The organism is Kitasatospora sp. NPDC048545, from assembly GCF_040651155.1.
GTDB lineage: Bacteria > Actinomycetota > Actinomycetes > Streptomycetales > Streptomycetaceae > Kitasatospora.
In genome coordinates this window covers 39871-63185 of the sequence record NZ_JBEZIQ010000027.1, presented here as the reverse complement: position 1 = coordinate 63185, position 23315 = coordinate 39871, and the positions used below count along the sequence as shown (strand labels likewise).

The following is a 23315-nucleotide window of genomic DNA, read 5'->3' as shown; positions in this document are numbered from 1 at the left end:
GGACCGCACCGTGCGGCCGACGTCGTGTCAGCCGGACGACCTGATGACGATCACCCGGTCGGTGAGCTGCAGCACGGCAGCCTCCGGCGCGTTGTAGTTGAGCACCCGCCGGCCGCGGACCACCGCGACCACGAGGTCCTCGCACTCGCGCGGGCCGTGCCCGGCCTCGGCCCGGGTGACCGGGCGTTCCACCACGTCCAGCCCGTTGCCGTACGTCAGCAGGTCCTCCATCACCGCCCCGGCGTGCGGGCTGAGCATCGACAGCCCGAGCAGCCGCCCGGCCGAACTGGAGCTGGTGACCACGACGTCGGCGCCGCTCTGCCGCAGCAGCGGGGCGTTCTCGTCCTCCCGCACGGCGGCGACCACGGTGGCGCCCTTGTTCAACTGCCGTGCCGTCAGCGTGATCAGGACCGCGGTGTCGTCCCGCTCCGGGGCGATCACCACCCGGGCCGCCGAGGGCAGGGCGGCCCGCACCAGCGTGTCGGTGCGGGTGGCGTCGCCGACCACCCCGACCAGGCCCTGCTGCGCGGCCTGGTCGATCACCTTGCGCTGCGGGTCGACGACGACGATCTCCTCCTTCTTCACCCCCTGCCCGAGCAGGGTGTCGACCGCGCTGCGGCCCTTCGTCCCGTACCCGATGACGACGGTGTGCTCGTGCACCGTGGACCTCCAGCGGTTCAACCGCCATTGCAGGCGGGTGCGTTCGGTGAGCACCTCCAGCGTGGTGCCGACCAGGATGATCAGGAACAGCACGCGCAGCGGGGTGACCACGAAGATGTTGGTGAGCCGGGCGCTGTCGCTGTACGGGGTGATGTCGCCGTATCCGGTGGTGGAGAGCGTCACGGTGGCGTAGTACGCCGCGTCGAGGAAGCTGACCCCGCCCCCGGCGTTGTCGTTGTAGCCCGCCCGGTCGACGTAGACGATCAGCGTGGTGGCGATCAGCACGGCGAGCGCCAGCAGCAGCCGCGAACCGACCTGCCGCCCGGCGGGTGCGGCCCGGCGGGCGGGCAGCACGATCCCGGCGTCCGCCCACGGTTCCGTCCCCGGCGCCTGGACGCGTCGGAAGCGGCTCATGCGGCCGCCCCGCTCCGCCCGTTCACGGCACCTCCAGCAGCTCGACCGTCTCCCCCGCCGCCGCCCCGCCGGGCGGGACCACGGCCAGCGCCTCGGCCCGGGCGAGTCCGCGCAGCATCGCGGGCCCGTCGAAGGCGAGCGGGACGACGCCCTCGGCCGTGCGCCGGACGGGCTGCAGCCGGGTGTCCGCCGGGTGCCCGGGCAGCGCGGCCGCGACGGGTGCGAGGGCGGGGGCACCGACGGTCCGTCCGCCGCGGGCGTGCAGCAGCGGCAGGGCGAGCGTGACCATCCCGGCGACGGCGGCCAGCGGGTTGCCCGGCAGGCCGACCAGGTGGCGCCCGCCGGGGAGTTCGGCCAGCAGCATGGGGTGTCCGGGCCGGACGGCGACGCCGTCCACGAGCAGCCGGGCGCCGGACTCGACGAGCGCCCGGTGCAGGAAGTCGACGGGCCCGGCGGCCGTCCCGCCGGTGGTGACCACGATGTCGGCGGTGGAGTGCCGCAGCGCGTCCCGCAGCAGTAGGAAGTCGTCGCGCACGTACCGTACTTCGGCGACCTCGGCACCGGCGGCCCGCAGCCAGGGCGGCAGCAGCGGCCCGAGCGCGTCCCGGACCAGGCCCGGACCGGGGATCCCGGAGGCCAGCAACTCGTCACCGAGGACGAGCAGTTGGACGACCGGACGGCGGCGGACCAGCAGCCGGTCGTGGCCGCAGGCGGCGGCCAGCCCGAGCACGGCGGGCCCGATCTCGGTGCCCTCCGGCAGCAACTCCTCGCCCCGACGGCACTCCTGGCCGCGCGGACGGACGTCCTGGCCGGTGGTCAGCTGCCCGGGGCCGCAGTCGCGCAGCAGCGCGCCGTCCGTCCGTCCGTGCTCCCGGCGCAGCACGGCGGTGGCGCCGACCGGCAGCCGGGCGCCGGTGGCGATCTCCACGGCGGCGCCGTCGGCCAGCGGCGCCGGGTCGGCCGACCCGGCCAGCACCCGGCCGGCGACCCGCCACGGGCCGGGCCCGGCGACCGCCCAGCCGTCCATCGCGGAGGTGTCGAAGGCGGGCAGGTCGGTCAGCGCGCCGAGCGGCTCGGCGAGGGTGCGGCCGAGCCCCTCGGCCAGCGGCAGCGCGACCCCGGGCAGCGGGCGCAGCCCGGCCCGGCGCGCGGTCTCCCGGGCCCGGGACCAGCTCGACCCGGCGGGGGCGGTGGCCGGCGCGGGGCCGGTGGACGGCGCGGTCACGGTGTTCTGCCCGACCGTGCTCACTGCTCGCCCGGGCGGTCGGCGGCGATCCACCCCTCGGCGAGCACCTCGGTCCGCCGGGCGGCCGCGGCGACGGCCTCCGGCCCGCCGCCCTGCCGGGCGGCGGCGTAGCCGATCAGGAAGGCGGTCAGCGGCGCGGCGGGCCGGGCCACTCCGTGCGCGACCACCCGGGCCGTGTCGAGCAGACCTCGGACGTCCACGTCCAGGTCGATGCCCAGGTCGGCCTTGACCTCGGCGATCCAGTCATCCAGCGTGCGCTCCATGCGCCCATGCTGCCTGATCGGCGGTTTCCCCGAGGTGTTCGCCCCGTGTGCGGGGCGCGTCGTTTCCCTCACAGCGCGGTGTCCGGTGCCGTGAGGTTCAGTTCCGGTCGCGTTCCCTGGCCTGCTCCAGGTCCTCCCAGGTGTCGCAGTCGTAGGCGACGCCGTCGGTGTCGGCGACCCGCAGCTGCGCCAGTTCGCCGACCAGGCGGCGCAGCGGCTGACCCTCCGGGTCGCCGAGGGCGGCCAGCGCGGCGCGCAGCGGGGCGGTGCGGTACGCGGCGGCGAGCGGCTGGTCCCGGCCGCCCGCGTCGACCAGCACGGCGGCGGCCACCGCGGGCCCCGCGCCGTCCAGGGCGGCGGCGAGCCGGTGCACGGTCCGCCGGTCCAGGAAGGGCAGGTCGGCGGCGAGCAGCAGCACGGTGTCCGCGGTGACCAGGTCGAGTCCGGCCGCGACGGCGGCGACCGGACCGCCGCCGGGCGGCTGTTCCCTGGTCCAGCGGACGCCGGTGCGCGCGGTCGGCCGGGCCGGGCCGACCACGATGGTGGTGCGGGCCTCCGTGCAGGCGGCGAGCACGCGGTCGAGCAGGGTGGTCTCGCCCACCGTCAGCCCGGGCTTGTCGGCCCCGCCGAGGCGCCGCGCGGCCCCACCGGCCGGAACGATCACGTCGTACGGCGTCATGCGGCCAGTATCCGCCCGGTCGCGGCGGACCCTACTCGTCCGGGTCGTCCTCGACGATCTCCGCGTCGATGATCCCGTCCTCCGCGGCCGACCGGGCGGTGTTGGCCGCGGCGCCAAGGTCCAGGATGACCGGCAGGGTCAGCTCCCCGTACCGCTGGTTCACCGCGGTGACCAGGGCTTCGGGGTCGTGCGGGTGCCGGGCCAGCAGCCGGTCGAAGTCCTGCAGGTACCCGCCGGTGAAGGCGAGCACCCGGGCCGCGTCGTCGCCCTGGTCGGGGGCCCGGTGCCCGGCGATCACCCGGTCCGCGCCGAGGTCGGCGATCCTGCGCAGGTTGTGTCCCCAGGTGGTGCGCTGGGCCGGGGTGGTGTCGGCGGTCCAAACGTGGGTGCCGTTGTAGACGAAGTCCCCGGCGATCACGGTCCGGATGCTCGGCACGTGGACGACGGTGGAGTCCCCGCAGTCGCCCTGGCCGAGCAGCAGGACGGGGATGACCTGGCGGTCCAGCATGAGCGGCTGCGGCAGCAGCGGGGCGGGGACCAGCGGGTGGTCCGGGATGTCGTCGCCGTACACCGGCTTCCACTGGGCGACCTTGGCGGCGGCGGTGCGCCGGATGCCCTCGACCACCGCCGGTGCGGCCAGCAGCTGCGCCTCGGGGAAGAGCTTGAGTACCTCCTCGGCGCCGAAGTAGTGGTCCGGGTGCTGGTGGGTGACCACGATGGCGAGCAGCCGACGGCCCTTGCCCGCGACCCACTCGGCCAGTTCGCGCCCGGCGCTGCGGGTGAGCTGGGCGTCCACCAGGATCGCGGTCCGCTCGCCGAGGATCAGCGTGGAGGTGGCGAAGAAGGCCGACTCGGGGCCGGTGAAGACGGCGGCCTCCAGCGGCGCCGCGGGTGGGGCGTCCGCACGCTCCGCGCCGGCGCTCTCGTCGGGCGGGGACGACGTCACGGGCTGCTCCCTCGGGTGGGCGGTCGGATGTGCTGCGCCCTACAGCATGGGAGAACCGCCGCCCGATTGCGCGGAAGGCGCGCCCGGCGGGCACGCCTTCCGCCTCACGTCACGCCGCGACGCGGGCGGCGAGCTCCTTGCCCCGGCGGGCGGCCTGCTCCAGGGCCTGGGCCTTGGACTCGGCGGCGTTCGGGATGAAGTCGGCCATCGCCGGGACGGCCGGGGCCAGGGTGAACTCCGGGACGATGAAGTCGACCTCCAGGCCGAGCATCCCGGTCAGCACCTTCTCCAGGTAGGTGGTGACGAACTCGAAGGGCTCGCGCGGGGCGCCGGGCGCGTAGGAACCGCCGCGGGTGGCGACGACGGTGACCGGGGTGCCCTTGGCGGAGGGGGTCTCACCGGCGGTGCGGCCCATCATGATCACCTGGTCCAGCCAGGCCTTGAGGGTCGACGGGATCGTGAAGTTGTACATCGGGCTGCCGATCAGCACGGCGTCGGCCCGCTCCAGCTCGGCCATCAGTTCGTCGCGCAGCGCGAAGGCGGCGGCCTGCTCGGCGCTGTGGACCGCGGCGGGCGCGAATCCGGCGGTGATGCCGTGCACGTCCAGGTGCCGGAGCGGCTCGGCGGCGAGGTCCCGGTGGATCACCGTGCCCCCGGGGTGCTCCGCCTGCCAGGCGGCCCGGAAGGCGGCCGTGACCTCGCGGGAGACGGAGCCGTCGGTGACCGCGGAGGAGTCGATGTGCAGGAGCGTGGGCATGGCGGACCTCCAGAGAATAAGTAGCTGCCGATTTCGCTGCAACTGAAAGTACGGTAGCAGCTTACTTTTCTGCAGTCACTAGTGACCTGTCGAGTACGCTGGATCCATGGCCCAGCACGAGGTAGTGACCGACGGAGTCCCGAGCGCCCTCGACACGGGCGGCAACGGCGCCCACGGCGCGTCCTGCCAGAACGTCGACCTGGCCCTCGGCCGGGTCTTCACCCTGCTCGGCAAGCGCTGGACGGGCATGCTGCTGGGCGTGCTCAACAACGGCGGCCAGGCCTACTTCTCCGAGCTGCGCCGCGCCGTCCCGGGCATCAGCGAGCGGATGCTCTCCGACCGGCTGACCGAGCTGGCCGAGGCCGGACTGGTGGTCCGCGAGGTCGACGCCGGCCCGCCGCTGCGGGTCAGCTACCGCCTCACCGAGGGCGGCGTCGCGCTCAAGCCCGCGCTCCACGAACTGGCCGTCTGGGCCGACCGCTACCTGCCGGAGAGCGCCCTCAGGGGCGGCGGCTGCTGACCCCGCCGGGGCGGCCGCCCCCCACCCGGACACACGGAAGGGCCCGCCCGCTGTCACCAGCGGACGGGCCCTTCACCCACGCGTGTCCTCCGTCGTCAGCGCTTCTTCGCGCCGCGCAGCCGGGCCAGCCGGTCGGACAGACCCCAGGAGGTCACCCGCCACAGCGCCTCGACCACGATGGTGCGGCTCATCTTGGACGCACCCAGCTCGCGCTCGATGAAGGTGATCGGCACCTCGGCGACCTTGAACCCGGCCTTCACCGTGCGCCAGGCCAGGTCGACCTGGAAGCAGTACCCGGCCGAGGCGACCTCGTCCATGCCCAGGCCCAGCAGGGTCTCCTTGCGGAACGCCCGGTAGCCGCCGGTGACGTCCTTGATCGGCACGCCCAGCATCAGCCGGGAGTAGGTCGAGCCGCCGCGCGAGAGCAGCAGCCGCGACTTCGGCCAGTTCACGACCCGGCCGCCCGGCACCCAGCGGGAGCCCAGCACCAGGTCGGCGCCGCGCAACGCGCCCAGCAGCCGGTCCAGCTCCTCGGGCTGGTGCGAACCGTCCGCGTCCATCTCGACCAGGACGTCGTAGCCGTTGTCGATGCCCCAGCGGAAGCCCGCGAGGTAGGCGGCGCCCAGGCCCTCCTTGCCCTTGCGGTGCATGACGTGCACGTTCGAGTCCTCGACGGCCAGCTTGTCGGCCAGCTCGCCGGTGCCGTCGGGGCTGTTGTCGTCGGCGACCAGCACGTGCGCCTCGGGCACCGCGGCACGGACCCGGCCGACGATCCGCTCGACGTTCTCCGCCTCGTTGTAGGTCGGGATGATCACCAGGACCCTGCCGAGATCAGCAAAACTCTGCTGGTTCACGGTCACGTACAAACCTCTCGGCCGATGGCGGGGAATCTCGGAACACCGTCGCCCGCACTCTGGAACGCGGCTGCACCGGCAGCCCCTCCGACGGGATGACCACGGTGGAGAACTGCGCGCAGGGCGGAGACCACTGCGTCCTGGCATCCTACTACCGCGCCCGGGACCCACCGGTCCGTCCATGGCACTCCCACCGGACCCCCGCCGTTTCCCCGTGGGTGACACCGGTCGGCTAGGGTCGATGCCCTTGCCCGTGCCCGGACCGCCCGCACCGCCGGGCCCGCCCCCGGCGATCCGGCACACCCGCCCAGACAGCGAAGGAGTAGGACCGCGCGCATGGACAGGCTCGTCAACACCATCCGCCCGTACGCCTGGGGGTCGCTCACGGCCCTGCCCGAGCTGCTCGGGCAGCAGCCGAGCGGTGAGCCGCAGGCCGAGCTGTGGATGGGCGCCCACCCCGGCGACCCGTCCCGCGCCGACCGCGGGGACGGCCCGCGCCGGCTGGACGAGCTGATCGCGGCCGACCCCGAAGCCGAACTGGGCGCCGCGAGCGTGGCCAGGTTCGGTCCGACCCTGCCGTTCCTCTTCAAGGTCCTCGCCGCGGGCACCCCGCTGTCGATCCAGGCCCACCCCACGCTCGACCAGGCCCGCGCCGGCTTCGCCGCCGAGAACGCCCTCGGCATCCCGCTGGACGCCCCCCGGCGCAGCTACCGCGACGCCAACCACAAGCCCGAGATGGTCTGCGCGCTGGGCGGGTTCGAGGGCCTGTGCGGCTTCCGCCGGCCGATCGAGACCGTCGAGCTGATGGCCCGGCTCGGGGTGCCCGGACTGGACCCGCTGATCGACCTGCTGTGCGTCGAGGACGAGTCCGAGGCGCTGCGCGGCACGCTGGCCGCCATCCTCACGATGGACGAGGACACCGCCACCAAGACCGTCCGGGAGACCGCCGAGGTGCTGGCGGAGCAGGACAGCGGCGACCCGGACTGGTACTACGCCCCGTACGCCCGGATCGCCAGGGACTTCCCGGACGACCGCGGCGTGATCGCCGGCATGCTGCTCAACCACTTCCGGCTGCGGGCCGGCGAGGCGCTCTACCTGGGCGCCGGGGTGCCGCACGCCTACCTGTCCGGCGTCTGCGTCGAGCTGCAGGCCAACTCCGACAACGTGCTGCGGGCCGGCCTCACCCCGAAGCACATCGACGTGCCCGAGCTGCTGAAGGTCGTGGTCTTCGAGGCCGGCGCCCCCGCGGTGCTGACCCCCGTCCCGGTCGGGGCGTCCCCGGGCGAGGAGCTCTACCCCGTCCCGATCGACGAGTTCCGGCTCTCCCGCTTCGCGCTGGACGGCGTCGAGCGCGCGATCGACGGCCGCACCCCGCAGATCCTGCTCTGCACCGAGGGCGGCGTGCGGCTGACCGCCGCCGACGGCACCGTCCTGGACCTCGCCCGCGGTGGGTCCGCTTTCCTGCCCGCGACCGGCGAACCGACCCGCCTGTCCGGCACCGGCACCCTCTTCCGCGCCACGGTGACCATCTGACCCCCTGACGCGCCACGGACCGCGGGCCGGGCGGCGGGAACACTCCCGCCGCCCGGCCCGGGCTCAGTCGGCCTGCTTCCGCTGACCGCCCGGGTCCCCGCCCGGGGCCGTGCCCGGCCCCACCGCCGAACCCGCGGCCACCAGCACCGGCTCCGGCACGGGCCCCTGGGACTGCGCCGGGACGACGGCCACCACGGCCGCCGGCGCCGGCCGCTCCAGGGACTGCGACGGCCACCGCCGGTTCGCCGCCGTGGTCAGCCGGCGGCCCAGGTTCTGGAACGGCAGCTCCACCAGCCGGTACACCGCCCAGCAGACGGCCAGCAGCACCGCGACGTAGCCCGCCACCCACGACCACCGCTCCACGAACGGCATCGCGGCCAGCTTGTCCGGGTAGTTGATGCTGTCCCAGCCGAGCCGCCACAGCAGGAACTTCTTGACCGCCCAGTGCAGCAGGTAGACCGAGTAGCTCACCGCCCCCAGCCACACCAGCGGACGGGGCATCCGCCGGCTGCGCAGCAGGAAGAAGAAGCCGAACGACGCCCACGCCCCCAGGTAGGCGTAGGTCCACGCCGACCAGGTGAAGGTCGAGGTCGCGTTCGCCATCGCGCCCCGGTTGTACATCGGCCCCACGAGGGCGCCCGCCACCACCACGAAGCCGACCGACAGCCAGGCCTCGATCCGCTCGATCTGCCCGTGCTGCGCCCGGTAGATCACCGTGCCCGCGAACATCGTCGCGAAGATGGTGAAGGTCTCGTACGCGGTCGTCCGGCCGTTGGTGAACGCCAGCAGCAGGCCGAGCCCGCCCAGCAGCAGACCGCCGGTCCGGGCCAGGGACGCGTTCCCGCTGAGCATGCAGAACACGCCCATGACCACGACGACCACGGCGGCGACCACGAGGTTCCTGATCGCCTCGACGCTGGTCTGCAGGCTCCACGAGGGCAGCAGGACGCCCAGCACCAGTGCGACCGCCCCGGCCCCGACCGCGATCGGCGCGCTGCGCCGGTGCCAGGCGAAGGTGAAGAGGCTGCTGACGAAGAAGTAGAAGAGCATCTCGTACGTCAGCGTCCACATGATGCTGAGGCCGTTCACCACGCCCAGCACGTCCGTCAGCATCAGGCCGTTGCCCGCCAGCCAGAGCAGGTCGTGGTGGTAGCCGTCGAAGGTGAGGACCTGGTAGTCGTGCGGCAGGACCAGTTCGGCGAAGACCATGGTCACGATCAGCGCCGGGTAGATCCGGAAGACCCGGCCGATCCAGAAGGCCCGGACGTCACCGCGCCGTTCCAGCGAGGCCGGGATGATGTACCCGCTGACGATGAAGAACGCGATGACGCCGTAGAAGCCGAGGTCGAAGTGGGCCGAGACGGTGGCGCCGCCCGGGATCAGCTTCAGGACCTCGAAGTGGTGGGCCGTCACGGCGAGTGCGGCGATCCCGCGCAGTGCGTCCAGCCAGCCGAGCCGGCTCCCCGGCGCGGCGGCCCGGTCGCCCTGCCGCTCCCTCCGCACTCCCCATCGAGCCGGCGATCCCTTGGTCCTCATCCGCCGGAGATTAGCCCATCCGGGTGACCTCGCCCCCGGCCGGGGCCCGCTCCGGGCCCGCATCGGTCGTGCGCGGTCAGTCCCGGGTCATGTCGACGAAGCGCGAGTAGTGGCCCTGGAAGGCCACCGTGATCGTCGCGGTCGGACCGTTTCGGTGCTTGGCGACGATCAGGTCGGCCTCGCCCGCACGCGGCGACTCCTTCTCGTAGGCGTCCTCGCGGTGCAGCAGGATGACCATGTCGGCGTCCTGCTCGATCGAGCCCGACTCACGCAGGTCCGAGACCATCGGCCGCTTGTCGGTGCGCTGCTCGGGGCCACGGTTCAGCTGGGACAGCGCGATGACCGGGACTTCCAGCTCCTTGGCCAGCAGCTTGAGGTTACGGGACATGTCCGAGACCTCCTGCTGGCGGTTCTCGGCCCGGCGGGAGCCGCCGGACTGCATCAGCTGGAGGTAGTCGATGACGACCAGTTTGATGTCGTTGCGCTGCTTGAGCCGGCGGCACTTGGCGCGGATCTCCATCATCGACAGGTTCGGCGAGTCGTCGATGAACAGCGGCGCCTCGCTGACGTCGGGCATCCGCCGGGCGACCCGGGTCCAGTCGTCGTCCGTCATGTTCCCGGAGCGCATGTGGTGCAGCGCGACCCGGGCCTCGGCGGAGAGCAGGCGCATGGCGATCTCGTTGCGCCCCATTTCGAGCGAGAAGATCACGCTCGGCAGCTTGTGCTGGATCGAGCAGGCCCGGGCGAAGTCCAGTGCGAGGGTGGACTTTCCCATGGCGGGGCGGGCCGCGATGACGATCATCTGGCCGGGGTGCAGACCGTTGGTGAGCTGGTCGAAGTCGGCGAAGCCGGTCGGCACGCCGGACATCTGGCCCTGCCGGGAGCCGATCGCCTCGATCTCGTCGAGGGCGCCCTCCATGATGTCCGCGAGCGGCGCGTAGTCCTCGTTGGTGCGCTGCTCGGTGACGGCGTAGATCTCCGCCTGGGCAGCGTTGACGATCTCGTCCACGTCGCCCTCGGACGCGTAGCCCATGCCGGCGATCCGGGTGCCCGCCTCGACCAGGCGGCGCAGCACCGCGCGCTCGTGGACGATCTGGGCGTAGTACTCGGCGTTGGCCGCGGTCGGGACGGAGTTGACCAGGGTGTGCAGGTACGAGGCGCCGCCGACCCGCTGGAGCTCGCCGCGCTTGGTCAGCTCGCCGGCCACGGTGATCGGGTCGGCCGGCTCGCCGCGGGCGTAGAGGTCGAGGATCGCGCCGTGGACCATCTCGTGCGCGGGCCGGTAGTAGTCGGCGGGCTTGAGCACCTCGACCACGTCGGCGATGGCGTCCTTGGAGAGCAGCATGCCGCCGAGGACGGACTGCTCGGCCGCGAGGTCCTGCGGGGGGACGCGCTCGAAGCCGTCCGAGCCGCCCTCGCCGTCGCCCTCGCCCCGGCGCTGCCAGCCGCCGTCCCGCTGGCCGCCTTCGCGCCCGGAGCCGTTCCGGCCGCCCTTGCCGCCCTGGAAGCCGCCGCCCTTCTGGAAGCCGTCGCGGCCACCGCCCTGGCCGCCCTGGCCCCCCTGGCCGCCGCGGCCGCGGGAGACCGGGAGCCGGTCCCCGGGGCTCTCCGGGAAGGGCGCGTCGTCGAAGGCACCGGCCGGGAAGGGGTCCTCGGCGGTCTGCCAGTCCTCTTCCGGCGGCGGGGCGTCGTGGTCGTCGTACTGGGGGCCGGTCACGCGTGTTCCCCGATCAGCGAGTGGTGCGAGTTGGAGCGGGCCTTGCCGGTGGCTGGGTGGAGCGGATCCGCTCCTCTTTGTACGCCACGGCTCCGACAAATCGGACGCCGGGGGCGGTGGGAGTGTCGGTCGGAGGGGCCCACGCTAAGGCGCCGGACGCCCTCGCGCCAAGGCGGTTATCCACAGGGGGTGTGGATGAACGGCCCCTGCCTGTGGAGAACTGCCGCAAAGCTGTGGACACCCCTGTGGACGTCCCTGTGGATAACCGGACGATCGATCCAGCGTCAACCTGCTGACCTGGGATTCCCCCGTACCGGGCCTGTGCATGAGAAATTCTTCACACACCTCCGAACGGCTGTGGGCACCGAGCGGACGAACGGCGCCGCTCAGGATTTCGAGTAATGGTCATAGGCCATCTGTACCTATTACCTGTGGGTGAGTAGCCTGGAGCGCATGACCGCCTCGCCGCCCCACGACACCTCCCGGGCCCCGGCCCCCGCCCCGGCCGGGCGTCGGCACGACCGGGAGATCCTCGCCCTGGCCGTCCCGGCCTTCGGCGCGCTGGTCGCCGAACCGCTCTTCCTGCTGGCCGACTCGGCGATCGTCGGCCACCTCGGCACCGCCCAGCTGGCCGGGGTCGGCGTCGCCTCCGCGGCGCTCACCACCGCGACCGGCGTGTTCGTCTTCCTCGCCTACGCCACCACCGCGGCGGTCGCCCGCCGGATCGGCGCCGGGGACCGCCGGGGCGCCGTCCAGCAGGGCGTCGACGGCATCTGGCTCGCCCTCGGCCTGGCCGTCCCGGTGGTCCTGCTGACCCTGCTGACGGCCCCCTGGGTGGCCGACGTCCTGGGCGCCTCCCCGACCGCCGCGCCCCACGCGGTGACGTACCTGCGGATCAGCTCCCTGGGCATCCCGGCGATGCTCATGGTGCTGGCGGCGACCGGCGTGCTGCGCGGTCTCCAGGACACCCGCACTCCCCTGCTGGTGGCCGTGGCGGGCTTCGCCGCCAACATCGGCCTGAACGCCGGGCTGGTGTACGGGGCCGGGCTCGGGGTGGCCGGCTCGGCCTGGGGCACGGTGGCCGCGCAGACCGGGATGGCCGCCGTCTACCTGGTCGTGGTGGTCCGCGGGGCCCGCCGGGAGCGGGCCTCACTGCGGCCGGACGCGGCGGGCATCCGGGCGAGTGCCAGGGCGGGCGGCCCGCTGCTGGTGCGGACGATCAGCCTGCGCGCGGTGCTGATGATCGCCACCGCGGTGGCCGCGCGGCTGGGCGACGACCGGGTCGCCGCGCACCAGATCACCATGACGCTGTTCAGCTTCCTGGCCTTCGCCCTGGACGCCATCGCGATCGCCGGCCAGGCCATCATCGGCCGCTACCTGGGGGCCTCGGACGTCCCCGGGGCCAGGGCCGCCACCCGGCGGATGGTCGAGTGGGGCATCGGCGCGGGGGTCCTGCTCGGACTGCTGGTGGTGGCCGGCCGGCCGCTGTACGTGCCGCTGTTCACGCCCGATCCGGCCGTCCGGGCGCAGCTGGACACCGCCCTGCTGCTGCTCGCGCTCAGCCAGCCGGTCTCCGGCCTGGTCTTCGTGCTGGACGGGGTGCTGATGGGGGCCGGGGACGGTCCGTACCTGGCCCGGGCGGCGCTGGCGACCCTGGCGGTGTTCGCCCCGGTGGCCTTCGCCGTGCCGGCCACCGGCGCCGGGCTGGCCGGGCTCTGGTGGGCGATGAACCTGTTCATGCTGGTCCGCGCCGGCTTCCTGGTCCGGCGCGCCCGCGGCGGCGCCTGGCTGGTCACCGGAGCGGTGCGCGGGTAGCCGGCACCCGGGGAACGACCGAGGGCCGGGCTCCCGGAGGAGCCCGGCCCTCGGGCCACTGCTACGGAACTCAGGCAGCGACGACCGCGATGTCCAGGTTGGCCTGGACGTCGGAGTGCAGCTTGACCGAGACCTTGTGGGTGCCCACGGTCTTGATCGGCGAGGCGATCGCGACGGCGCGCTTGTCGACCGACGGGCCGCCGGCGGCCTTGATGGCCTCGACGACGTCGGCCTGGGTCACCGAGCCGAACAGACGGCCGGCCTCGCCGGAGCGAACGGCCAGCTTGACCTGGACGCCCTCCAGCTTGCCCTTGACGTCGTTGGCGGCCTCGAGGGTCTGGATCTCGTGGATCTTGCGGGCGCGACGGATGGCGTCGACGTCCTTCTGACCGCCCTTGGTCCAGCGGATGGCGTAGCCACGCGGGACCAGGTAGTTGCGGGCGTAGCCGTCCTTGACCTCGACGACCTCGCCGGCGGAGCCGAGACCCGGCACCTCGTGCGTGAGGATGATCTTCATTACTTGGTCACCCTCTCTTAGCGCGCGGTGCTGGTGTAGGGCAGCAGCGCCATCTCACGGCTGTTCTTCACGGCCGTGGCGACGTCACGCTGGTGCTGGGTGCAGTTGCCGGTGACCCGGCGGGCACGGATCTTGCCGCGGTCGGAGATGTACTTCCGCAGCAGGTTCGTGTCCTTGTAGTCAACGTAGTTGACCTTGTCCTTGCAGAAGACGCAAACCTTCTTCTTCGGCTTGCGAGCAGGCGGCTTCGCCATTGTGTGCTCCATTTGGGGTTCACGGCCCGGCGGGCGTCCGGGGACGCCGACGGCCGGGCCGCACGAAATCTGTCAGCTCTTAGAACGGGGGCTCTTCCGAGTAGCCGCCGCCACCACCACCGGACGGGGCACCCCAGCCGCCGCCCTGGTTTCCACCGGACGGGGCGCCGGAGGCCCAGGGGTCCTCGGAGGGGCCGGACTGGCCGCCGGAGTTTCCACCCCAGCTGCCGCCCTGCTGGCCGCCGCCGCCACCCCAGTTGCCGCCGCCCTGCTGGCCGCCGCCCTGCTGGCCGCCGAAGCCGCCACCGGGGCCGCCGGGACCACCGGACCGGTTGGCCCGGGTGACCTTGGCGGTCGCCGAGCGCAGGCTCGGGCCGACCTCGTCGACCTCGACCTCGAAGACCGTCCGCTTCTCGCCTTCCTTGGTCTCGTAAGACCGCTGGCGCAGTCGGCCCTGCACGATGACGCGCATGCCGCGCTGCAGCGACTCGGCCACGTTCTCCGCCGGCTGCCGCCAGACGTTGCACGTGAGGAAGAGGCTCTCGCCGTCCTTCCACTCGTTCGTCTGACGGTCGAAGGTGCGGGGGGTGGACGCGATGCGGAACTTCGCGACCGCCGCACCCGACGGGGTGAAGCGCAGCTCGGGGTCGTCGACGAGATTGCCGACGAGGGTGATGACGGTCTCGCCTGCCATGGTGGTGATGACCTCTCGGGAAGATGTCCGTTCACCGCTGTTTCACGTGAAACAGCGGACGCGAGCTACCCGAGACCCGAAGGCCTCAGAGGTGGCTCAGTGGGTGTCCGGGCGCAGGACCTTGGTCCGCAGAACCGACTCGCTCAGGCCCATCTGGCGGTCGAGCTCCTTGACGACCTCAGGCGTGGCCTTCAGGTCGATGACCGAGTAGATGCCCTCGGACTGCTTGTTGATCTCGTAAGCCAGACGGCGACGACCCCAGGTGTCGACCTTCTCCACCTTGCCGCCCGCGTTGCGGACGACCGTGAGGAAGTTCTCGATCAGGGGGGAGACAGCGCGCTCCTCGACCGAGGGGTCGAGGATGACCATCACCTCGTAGTGACGCATGGGTAACCCACCTCCTTTGGACTCAGCGGCCACGGTCTCTCCGTGGCAGGAGGGTTGTGCGTAGCGTCGGCACCGGCGCGGTGACGACTCCGGCCCACCGTAGCGGCCGGGTCCGACAGTCGGCCCCGCCCGCCCGCAGGGGCGTCGCCCGGAAGAGGGCGCAAGGGGGCACAGCTACACCAGTGCAGACGGCACAGCCTACCCGCACCCGTACGGCCGAACAAAACGCATAGGGGTTGTGAGAGCGGCCCAAGCGCCGCAATCTGGACGGAACGGGATTCCTGCCCGTTCGTCTCCACGCCTGGAGGTGGGACCAATGGCCCAGTCCGTCCACCGCATGCCCGCGCTCACGCTGAACACCGACGGCCATCCGCACCCCCGCGAGAACACCCTGGTGGCGCTCACCGCCGTCCTGGGCGTGATCGCCTTCACCACCTCGTTCTTCCACGGCCTCCACCTGCTGACCTCGTGGACCGGCCTGGCCGGCATCGTCACGGGGTTCTGGGGCGTGTTCGTCTCGGTCACCACCGCCGAGCGCTTCGTCCTGATGGTCTCGCTCGGCGCCTCCGCGGTCGGCTTCTACCTCGGCATCGCCCGCGGCGGCCTCTGGGGCTGATCCGCCCGGGCCCGCTCCGGCCCCCAGGAACCCTCGGCGCCCCCGTCGCGTATCTGCAAGGAGACAGGTACCGCGACGGGGGCGCCGTCGTGCCCGCCGCGACGGGCGCCCGGACCCCGGACGATAAGGTCAGCCCGAGAACCTGGGGCCCACCGCAGCCCGACCGACGAGGAGCACCGAGCAATGAGCCTGCGCCTGAGGACGATCACCCGCGAGGAGCACCTCGCCTTCATCAGGAGCCGCGCCTCGGCCAGCCACATGCAGGTGCCGTCGTGGGGCGACGTGAAGGCGGAGTGGCGGTCCGAGTCGATCGGCTGGTTCGACGACGCCAACCAGCTCGTCGGCGCCGGCCTGGTGCTCTACCGCCAGCTGCCCAAGCTCAAGCGCTACCTCGCCTACCTGCCCGAGGGCCCGGTCATCGACTGGTTCGACCGCGACCTCGACCGCTGGCTCTCCCCGATGCTGGCGCACCTGAAGTCGCAGGGCGCGTTCTCGGTGAAGATGGGCCCGCCGGTGGTCATCCGCCGCTGGAACGCCCCCACCATCAAGGAGGCCATCGCCGCCAAGCAGGCCAAGCGGCTGCGCGACGTCGAGGCCGACTGGTACGAGCCGCGCGCCTTCGAGGTGGCCGACCGGCTGCGCAAGGCCGGCTGGCTGCAGGGCGAGGACGGCGGCGCCGGCTTCGGCGACGTCCAGCCCCGCTACGTCTTCCAGGTGCCGCTGGCCAACCGCTCGCTGGACGACATCCACAAGAACTTCAACCAGCTGTGGCGCCGCAACATCAAGAAGGCCGAGAAGAGCGGCGTCGAGGTGTACCAGGGCGGCTACGACGAGCTGCCGATCTTCCACCAGCTCTACCTGGTGACCGCCGAGCGCGACCGCTTCACCCCGCGCCCGCTGTCCTACTTCCAGCGGATGTGGAAGGCCCTCACCGCCGAGGACCAGAACCGCATGCGGCTCTACATCGCCTACCACGACGGCGAGCCGCTGGCCGCCACCACGATGCTCGTGGTCGGCGAGCACGTCTGGTACTCCTACGGCGCCTCGGCCAACCACAAGCGCGAGGTCAAGCCGTCCAACGCCATCCAGTGGCGGATGATGCGCGACTCCTACGCCCTCGGCGGCGGGGTGTACGACCTGCGCGGCATCAGTGACACCCTGGACGAGAACGACCACCTGTTCGGTCTGATCCAGTTCAAGGTCGGCACCGGCGGCCAGGCGGCCGAGTACCTCGGCGAGTGGGACTTCCCGCTCAACAAGCTGCTGCACAAGGCCCTCGACCTCTACATGTCCCGCCGCTGAGGAGGCTGACCCGATGACGCTGTCGCTCTACCTCGACACCGAACGCTGGCGCACCCACCAGCGCTCCGTCCTCGCCGAGTTCCCCGGCCTGGTGCCGGTCGCCAAGGGGAACGGCTACGGCCTGGGCAACCACCGGCTGGCCGAGGAGGCGACGCTGCTGGGCACCGGTGTGCTCGCCGTCGGTACCGCGTACGAGGCCGCCGACGTCGCCGAGTGGTACGGCGGCGAGCTGCTGGTGCTCACCCCCTACCGGGTCGGCGAGGAGGTCCTGCCGCTGCCGCACGCCCGGGTGATCCGCACGGTGGCGAGCGTGGCCGCGCTGCGGACGCTGCACGGCACCCGGGTGGTGCTGGAGTGCATGACCACCATGCGCCGCCACGGCGTGAGCGCCGCCGACCTGAGCACCGTCGCCGCCGAGCTGGACGGCGTCAGCTTCGAGGGCCTGGCGCTGCACCTGCCGATGGACCGGCCGGACGGCTCCAGCCCGGTCGAGGAGGTCGCGTACTGGGTGGACACCGCCCGCGCGGCCGGCATCCCGGTGCACACCGTGTTCGTGAGCCACCTCGGCGCGGCGGGCATGGAGCAGCTGGCCCAGCGCTACCCGGGGACGGTCTTCCGGGCCCGGATCGGCACCCGGCTCTGGCTGGGCGACCACGCCGCGCTGGAGGTCCGCGCCACCGTCCTGGACGTCACCCCGCTGAAGAAGGGCGACCGCTACGGCTACCGCCAGCACCCGGCGCCGGCCGACGGCCACATCCTGGTGGTCGCCGGCGGCACCGCGCACGGCATCGGCCTGGAGGCGCCCAAGTACGTGCAGAGCATGGCCTCGCGGGCCAAGGGCATCGCCCGGGCCGGGCTGGCGACCGTCAACAAGACCAAGTCGCCGTTCCACTGGGCCGGCAAGCAGCTCTGGTTCGCCGAGCCGCCGCACATGCAGGTCTCGCTGCTCTTCCTGGACGGCGAGACCGAGCCCCCGGCGATCGGCGAGGAGCTCGGTCTCCAGGTCCGCCACACCACCACGCACTTCGACCGCGTGGTGGACCGCTAGGCCTGGGTCCTCGTGGCCGACAAGCCGTGACCCGTCGGACGTGACGGGTCACGGCTTGTCGGCCGGCTCCAGCAGTTCCGGCTCTCCCAGCCACTGCTCGGAGCCGGCCGGCGCGTACGCGGCGTAGGTCTCCTCCTCGCGCAGCCGCCGGGCGGTGCCCAGCACGAACACGTCCGGGGCGTGGTCGAGCACCCCGCCGGAGGGGTCGTCGCTGCCGTCCCAGCGGACCGGGTCGCGGTCCGGGTGCAGGACGTCGCGCACGACCAGGGCGACCAGGTAGAGCGTGCCGATCAGGTGCAACCCGATCGCGAAGTGGTACCAGGCCTCGCCGATCCCGTGCTGCTTGGGCCCGGTGACGAAGCCCAGGTGGGACCAGATGCCCAGGGTGTAGAGCACCTCGCAGGCCTGCCAGACCAGGAAGTCCCGCCAGCGCGGCCGGGCCAGCACCGCGAGCGGCAGCAACCAGAGCGCGTACTGCGGCGAGTACACCTTGTTGACCAGCACGAACAGCGCGACCACCAGGAAGGCCAGCTGCACGAGGCGCGGGCGGCGCGGCGCGGAGAGCCCGAGCCACGCTATGGCCAGGCAGCCCAGCACCATCAGCACCCCGATGTAGAGGTCGAGGTCGGCCAGCCCCACGCCGCGGGTCTGCATCAGGATCAGCCAGAACGAGCCGTAGTCCTCGCCGCGGTGCTTGCTGAACACGTAGAAGGTCGACCAGCCCTGCCAGTTGGCGAGCATGATCGGCAGGTTGACCACCAGCCAGGCGCCCACCGCGCCGCCCAGCGCCACCCGGAACTCGCGCCACTTGCCGGCCCGCCAGCAGAGCACCAGCAGCGGGCCGAGCAGCAGCAGGGGGTAGAGCTTGGCGGCGGTGGCCAGCCCGATGAAGACGCCGGCCCAGCCCGGCCGGGAGCCGGACCACCAGGCCACCGCCACGGCGGCCAGCGCGACCGCGAGCAGGTCCCAGTTGACCGTGCCGTTGAGCAGCAGGACGGGCGCGAGCGCGAACATCAGCGCGTCCCAGGGGCGGCGCCGGTGGGTGCGGGTGAGCGCCACCACCGCGACCACCGCGCAGGCCATCAGCAGCCCCGCGTTGACCGCCCAGAACCACTGCTCCTGGCTCTGCTGGTTGCCCCCGCCGGGCGTCAGCCAGGCCGCGACCTGCATGAACAGGCCGGTCAGCACCGGGTACTCCAGGTACTGCAGGTCCCCCGACGAGCCCGGGATGCGGTCCACGTACGGGTGCAGCCCGGACGCGAAGCCGCGTCCGGAGAACAGGTGCGGGATGTCGCTGTAGCAGGCGTGGATGTACTGCGGCGAGCCCGGCTGGAACCAGGCCTGCTCGTAGCAGGGCAGCTTCTGCACCATGCCGAGCACCGAGACCACGATCACCGCGAGCGCCAGGAAGCGCGCCGGGATCCACCAGGAGACGCCGAGCAGCGCCCTGCGCCCGGGAGGCCCGCCGAACACCTCGCTGCCGGCCGCCGCCACCGGGTCCTCGTCGGCCGGGACGACCACGGTGTTGACCGGCGGGGCGGCCGTGGCGACGGCTGCCGGGGTGGGCCCTGCGGCGGCGCCGGGCCCTGCCGGCCCGGCGGTTTCGTCACGATCGCTCGACGTCATGCCGGACATCCTGCCGCACCATTCCCGCCGGGACGAGGAGGACCCCGCCACGGTCTGCGGGGGTCCGCAGCGGCGGGGTCCGCGAACCGTGACGAAAACGGCGGTGGCGGCCCTCCGAGGAGGGCCGCCACCGCCGTTGCGGTTCTCGTCCGGGTACTACCCCCCCGGCGGGCCGGGCGGGGTGGTCTGGGTCGGCTTGCCGGACGGCTTCCCACCGCCGCCCGGTGTCGTGGTGTCCGTGGGGGTCGGCGGCGGCGTCTGGCAGCCGGGCAGGCCCGGGATCAGACAGGTGTTGGTCGGGTGCGGGGGCTTGGTCTTGGTCGCGGTCGGCTGCGGGTCGCCGGGGCAGTCCACGCCGGGCACGCAGCTCTGGGTCTGGGTCGGCTGCGGCTGGGCGGGCTGCGTCGGCTGCTGGGTCTGCGGCGGGGCCGACGGGCTGTCCGCCGTGGTCGGCGTCTGCACGGGCGTGGCCGTGGACGGCGCACCGGAGGAGTCGACCTCGGTGCCGACCGGCTGCGGGTTCGGGAAGTCCAGCTTCTTCTCGTTGGCCAGCGCGACCTTCATGTAGCGGGTGAAGACGTCGGTCGGGATGTCACCACCGTGGATGGACGCCTTGCCGCCGGTGCCGTTGAGCGACTGCCGCTCGTGCTTGGACGGGTCCTCGCGCCACATCGCGACGCTGGTCACCAGCTGCGGGGTGTAACCGACCCACCAGGCCGACTTGTTCTGGTCGGTGGTACCGGTCTTGCCCGCCACCGGGCGGCCCAGCGCGAGGGTCTTGGTACCGGTGCCCTTCGCGGCGACGTTCACCAGGACGTCGGTGACGTTGTCGGCAACCGCAGGCTCCAGCGCGACCTTGGCGTCCTTCTTGGCGAAGCCCGGGCGTTCGACGCCGTTCAGCTCGACCTTGGTGACCGAGTACGGCTCGGACTCCTTGCCGCTGGCCGCCAGGGTGCCGTAGGCGGTGGCCATCCGGATCGGGCTGATGGTGGAGGTGCCGAGCGGGAAGGTCGCGGTCTTCGGATCCGCGAGGCTCTCCTTCCGGACGCCCATCTGCACCGCGATGTCGGCCACGTTCTGGCCGCCGACGTCCTGGTTGAGCTGGACGAACGGCACGTTGTACGAGTACTGCATGGCCTGCCGCAGCGAGACGTAGCCGTGCTTGCTGGCGTCCTCGTTCTTCTGGTGGTACGGCTTGCCGTCGTCGCCGATCACCAGCGAGCCGTCCGGCTTGCGGATCTCGGACATGTCGTCGGCCAGGTAGCGGCTGTCGGCGTTGATCCGCTTCGGCTTGCCGTCGTCGCCCTTCGCGGTCTGCACGCCGACCTGCATCGCGGTCGCCAGCACGAACGGCTTGAAGGTCGAGCCGACCTGGACGCCGGAGGCGTCGGCGTTGTTGTCGAAGTGGCCGTTCTCCACGCCGTCGCCACCGTAGAGGGCGATGATCGCACCGTCGCCGGGGCGGATGCTGGCGGAGCCGAACTGGATGTTGGTGTCGTTGTCCGGGCGCTTCTGCGGGTCGAGGTTCTCCGCCTTGACGTCGTCGACGGCCTTCTTCAGGGCGTCGACCTTGTCCTTCTCGAAGGTCGTGTAGATCTTCAGACCGCCCTTGTCGATCACCTGCTGGGTGACCGCCTTGTCGGTGTTCATCACGTACTTGTTGGCGGTGTCGACCAGGTAGCTGACCTCACCGTTCATGTTGGAGCTGGGCTTCAGCGGGACCGGGTCCGGGAACGCGGTGCACTTGGCCCGCTCCTCCGAGGTGACGGCCTTGATCTTCACCATGTTGTCGAGGATCCAGGACCACCGCCCCTCGGCCCGCTCCTTGTTGGCCGGGTTGGTGGGGTCGTAGTAGGCCGCACCCTTGAGCAGGCCGGCCAGCATGGCGCTCTGACACAGGTTGAGGTCCTTGGCGTCCACCCCGTAGTACGCCTGGGCGGCGGCCTGGGCCCCGTTCGCGCCGCGACCGAACCAGCTGGTGTTCAGGTAGCCCTTGAGGATCTCCTCCTTCCCCTGCTGCTGGTCGATCTTCAGCGTGATGAAGAACTCCTTCACCTTGCGGCTGATGGTCTGTTCCTGGCTCAGGTAGGCGTTCTTCACGTACTGCTGGGTGATGGTCGAGGCGCCCTGGGTCTCCCCTCCCTTCGCCATGTTGTAGACGGCGCGGAGCATGCCCTTGGGGTCGATGCCGTGGTCGGTGCGGAAGTCCTGGTTCTCCGCGGCGATGACGGCGTTCTGCAGGTTGGGGCTGATGTCCGGGAGCTCGACGATCTGACGGTTCGTCTGGCCCTTGCGGGTCATCTCGGAGCCGTCGGCCCAGTAGTAGATGGTGTTCTGGCCCTGCACCAGCTTGTTCAGCTCTGGGACCTGGGTGGTCTGGTACAGGTAGAACACCAGGCCGACGAAGCAGCCGAAGACCAGCAGGAAGCCGCTCAGCCACTGCTTCCAGGACGGCAGCCAGCGCCGGATCCCGGTCTTGCCGAACCGCGGGTAGTCGATGAAGCGCTTCTTGCCGGGTCCGGCGGCCGCGGCGGACGCCGCGGCGGCACCGCTCCGGCCGCCCCCCTTGCCCTTCTTCTGGGCGGCCTTGCGCATCTCCGCCCGGGTCATCCGGGGTTGCTGAGCGGTCTCCCGAACGCCCTGCGGGCGCCGACGACCGATCCCGGGCGAGCTCAGCTCGTCCGGATCGGGCCCTCCCCGACGGCCGCCGCCTCCCGGGGGCTGCTGCCCGTCACCGCCCGGGTCGGGCGTCCTTCGCCGTCGATCGCTCATCTTGCAGCCACTCCTCGCCAGGCGTCTCCAGCCTGAAGGCAGGGTTCACGTCGGATGCCCGCAAACCGCCTGACTCCCGGAGGTGGTCCTCGTGCACACGCGACAGCGTACGCAGCACGGAAATACAACTAATCGGGCATCATTCGCCAATAACCGCAAAACGGCGACAGATCATTACACGGCCGTTGCCAAGCTCACCCGCGCGTCGGCTTGTGATCACATTCACGCGTGCCCCCCTTGCCCGTTCCCGGGGTCGGGTTTACTGTTCTCGATATATCGAGCCGATACATCGAAGCGGAATACCGCCGGATGCAGCGGCCGGACGGAAGCCGAGAGGGAGGAGGACCGCGACAGTGGGCAGGCGCTCAGGAGTGCTGGAGTTCGCCGTTCTCGGCCTGCTCCACGACGCTCCGATGCACGGCTACGAGCTGCGCAAGCGGCTCAACATCCTGCTCGGCACGTTCCGGGCGCTCTCCTACGGAACGCTCTACCCCTGCTTGAAGAGCCTGGTCGCCCAGGGTTTCCTGGTCGAGGACAACCCGGACGTCGAGTACGTCCCGGCCACCGCGCTCAACGGCAAGCGGTCCAAGATCGTCTACCGACTCTCGGCCGAGGGGAAGCAGCGCTTCGAGGAGCTGCTCGCCGACTCCGGCCCGGACGCCTGGGAGGACGAGCACTTCGGCGTCCACTTCGCGTTCTTCGGCCAGACCGACCGGGCCGTCCGGATGCGCGTCCTGGAGGGACGCCGCAGCCGGCTGGAGGAGCGCCTGGAGCGGATGCGCAACTCGCTGGCCCGCGCCCGCGAGCGGTTCGACGACTACACCGTCGAACTCCAGCGGCACGGACTGGAGTCGGTGGAGCGCGAGGTCCGCTGGCTCAACGAGCTGATCGAGACCGAGCGGTCCAACCGCACCGGCCGGACCGGTCCCGCCACCGGCGGCGACTCCGCCGGTGCACCCCACAAGACTTCGGACGGCCGTGGCCAGGAGACCGGGTCCTCGGACCCGTCCGGGCCACCGTACGACCGCCCGGGGCGCTCCGCCCAGGAGCGCTGACACCGCGCCAGCCCTGTGCCGCGCGGCAGGAGTGGGCGCCTCGCGCCCTTACACAGCAGTCATCGAAGATGCAGGACGAGGTGCCGCCGGTCACGGCGGCCCTC

20 protein-coding genes and 1 pseudogene are annotated in these 23315 nt (G+C 72.1%); 7 read left to right on the top strand and 14 right to left on the bottom strand.

The genetic code is table 11. From position 1 onward, the window contains the following. Positions 1–27: 27 nt before the first annotated feature. The 5 genes and pseudogenes from AB0D10_RS24735 to AB0D10_RS24715 all read right to left on the bottom strand — a co-directional run bounded on the left by AB0D10_RS24735 (position 28) and on the right by AB0D10_RS24715 (position 4965). The gene (locus tag AB0D10_RS24735; protein ID WP_360260071.1) at positions 28–1074 is read right to left on the bottom strand and encodes an NAD-binding protein; all 1047 of its coding nucleotides are present in this window, start codon (positions 1072–1074) and stop codon (positions 28–30) included. 22 nt (positions 1075–1096) lie between these two features. Then, positions 1097–2209 carry a molybdopterin molybdotransferase MoeA gene (locus tag AB0D10_RS24730; RefSeq protein ID WP_360260188.1) on the bottom strand — a complete coding sequence of 371 codons (1113 nt, stop codon included), beginning with the start codon at positions 2207–2209 and terminating at the stop codon, positions 1097–1099. A gap of 110 nt (positions 2210–2319) precedes the next feature. After that, positions 2320–3262 (bottom strand): annotated as a pseudogene (locus tag AB0D10_RS24725) (NTP transferase domain-containing protein). Between the two features lie 31 nt (positions 3263–3293). Then, complete coding sequence (locus AB0D10_RS24720) at positions 3294–4208, bottom strand: MBL fold metallo-hydrolase (RefSeq protein ID WP_360260068.1); 915 nt, start codon at positions 4206–4208, stop codon at positions 3294–3296. A gap of 109 nt (positions 4209–4317) precedes the next feature. Beyond that, positions 4318–4965: an NAD(P)H-dependent oxidoreductase gene (locus AB0D10_RS24715; protein ID WP_360260066.1), complete on the bottom strand. Its 648-nt coding sequence runs from the start codon at positions 4963–4965 to the stop codon at positions 4318–4320. Positions 4966–5071: 106 nt separating this feature from the next. Between AB0D10_RS24715 and AB0D10_RS24710 the strand changes: the two genes are divergently transcribed. Continuing rightward, complete coding sequence (locus AB0D10_RS24710; protein WP_360260064.1) at positions 5072–5485, top strand: helix-turn-helix domain-containing protein; 414 nt, start codon at positions 5072–5074, stop codon at positions 5483–5485. Between the two features lie 95 nt (positions 5486–5580). Here AB0D10_RS24710 and AB0D10_RS24705 read toward each other — a convergent pair whose 3' ends face one another. Continuing rightward, positions 5581–6345, bottom strand: a complete 765-nt coding sequence (locus AB0D10_RS24705; RefSeq protein WP_360260061.1) for a polyprenol monophosphomannose synthase — start codon at positions 6343–6345, stop codon at positions 5581–5583. A gap of 330 nt (positions 6346–6675) precedes the next feature. Here AB0D10_RS24705 and manA point away from each other — a divergent pair, with 330 nt between their 5' ends. Next, positions 6676–7872 (top strand): mannose-6-phosphate isomerase, class I, encoded by a 1197-nt coding sequence (manA, locus tag AB0D10_RS24700; RefSeq protein WP_360260059.1) that lies wholly within the window; start codon positions 6676–6678, stop codon positions 7870–7872. 63 nt (positions 7873–7935) lie between these two features. Here the strand turns inward: manA and AB0D10_RS24695 are convergent, their stop codons facing one another. Both AB0D10_RS24695 and dnaB read right to left on the bottom strand, forming a co-directional pair. Further along, positions 7936–9408 (bottom strand): acyltransferase, encoded by a 1473-nt coding sequence (locus AB0D10_RS24695; RefSeq protein ID WP_360260056.1) that lies wholly within the window; start codon positions 9406–9408, stop codon positions 7936–7938. A 76-nt stretch (positions 9409–9484) separates the two neighbouring features. Then, positions 9485–11125 carry a replicative DNA helicase gene (gene dnaB / locus AB0D10_RS24690; RefSeq protein WP_360260053.1) on the bottom strand — a complete coding sequence of 547 codons (1641 nt, stop codon included), beginning with the start codon at positions 11123–11125 and terminating at the stop codon, positions 9485–9487. A gap of 453 nt (positions 11126–11578) precedes the next feature. Here dnaB and AB0D10_RS24685 point away from each other — a divergent pair, with 453 nt between their 5' ends. Then, positions 11579–12940 (top strand): MATE family efflux transporter, encoded by a 1362-nt coding sequence (locus tag AB0D10_RS24685; protein ID WP_360260051.1) that lies wholly within the window; start codon positions 11579–11581, stop codon positions 12938–12940. Positions 12941–13010: 70 nt separating this feature from the next. On the opposite strand, the gene rplI is transcribed toward AB0D10_RS24685, so the two are convergent. The 4 genes from rplI to rpsF form a co-directional block, all read right to left on the bottom strand. Next, a complete protein-coding gene (gene rplI / locus AB0D10_RS24680; RefSeq protein ID WP_360260049.1) occupies positions 13011–13457 on the bottom strand; it encodes a 50S ribosomal protein L9 in 447 nt (148 codons plus the stop codon). A 17-nt stretch (positions 13458–13474) separates the two neighbouring features. Continuing rightward, the gene (gene rpsR, locus AB0D10_RS24675; RefSeq protein ID WP_030059640.1) at positions 13475–13711 is read right to left on the bottom strand and encodes a 30S ribosomal protein S18; all 237 of its coding nucleotides are present in this window, start codon (positions 13709–13711) and stop codon (positions 13475–13477) included. A 79-nt stretch (positions 13712–13790) separates the two neighbouring features. Then, a complete protein-coding gene (locus AB0D10_RS24670; protein WP_360260047.1) occupies positions 13791–14405 on the bottom strand; it encodes a single-stranded DNA-binding protein in 615 nt (204 codons plus the stop codon). 96 nt (positions 14406–14501) lie between these two features. Continuing rightward, the gene (rpsF, locus tag AB0D10_RS24665; protein WP_063348486.1) at positions 14502–14792 is read right to left on the bottom strand and encodes a 30S ribosomal protein S6; all 291 of its coding nucleotides are present in this window, start codon (positions 14790–14792) and stop codon (positions 14502–14504) included. A 316-nt stretch (positions 14793–15108) separates the two neighbouring features. Here rpsF and AB0D10_RS24660 point away from each other — a divergent pair, with 316 nt between their 5' ends. The 3 genes from AB0D10_RS24660 (at position 15109) to AB0D10_RS24650 (ending at position 17758) form a co-directional block, all read left to right on the top strand. Beyond that, complete coding sequence (locus AB0D10_RS24660; RefSeq protein WP_360260044.1) at positions 15109–15408, top strand: hypothetical protein; 300 nt, start codon at positions 15109–15111, stop codon at positions 15406–15408. A gap of 183 nt (positions 15409–15591) precedes the next feature. Further along, the gene (locus tag AB0D10_RS24655; RefSeq protein ID WP_360260042.1) at positions 15592–16710 is read left to right on the top strand and encodes a peptidoglycan bridge formation glycyltransferase FemA/FemB family protein; all 1119 of its coding nucleotides are present in this window, start codon (positions 15592–15594) and stop codon (positions 16708–16710) included. Positions 16711–16723: 13 nt separating this feature from the next. Further along, a complete protein-coding gene (locus tag AB0D10_RS24650) occupies positions 16724–17758 on the top strand; it encodes an alanine racemase (RefSeq protein ID WP_360260039.1) in 1035 nt (344 codons plus the stop codon). A 48-nt stretch (positions 17759–17806) separates the two neighbouring features. On the opposite strand, the gene AB0D10_RS24645 is transcribed toward AB0D10_RS24650, so the two are convergent. Both AB0D10_RS24645 and AB0D10_RS24640 read right to left on the bottom strand, forming a co-directional pair. Beyond that, positions 17807–19384, bottom strand: coding sequence for a glycosyltransferase 87 family protein (locus tag AB0D10_RS24645; RefSeq protein ID WP_360260036.1), 1578 nt, complete (start codon positions 19382–19384; stop codon positions 17807–17809). 156 nt (positions 19385–19540) lie between these two features. After that, a complete protein-coding gene (locus tag AB0D10_RS24640; protein WP_360260033.1) occupies positions 19541–21994 on the bottom strand; it encodes a transglycosylase domain-containing protein in 2454 nt (817 codons plus the stop codon). A 515-nt stretch (positions 21995–22509) separates the two neighbouring features. Here AB0D10_RS24640 and AB0D10_RS24635 point away from each other — a divergent pair. Continuing rightward, complete coding sequence (locus AB0D10_RS24635) at positions 22510–23211, top strand: PadR family transcriptional regulator (RefSeq protein WP_360260031.1); 702 nt, start codon at positions 22510–22512, stop codon at positions 23209–23211. Positions 23212–23315 lie beyond the last annotated feature (104 nt).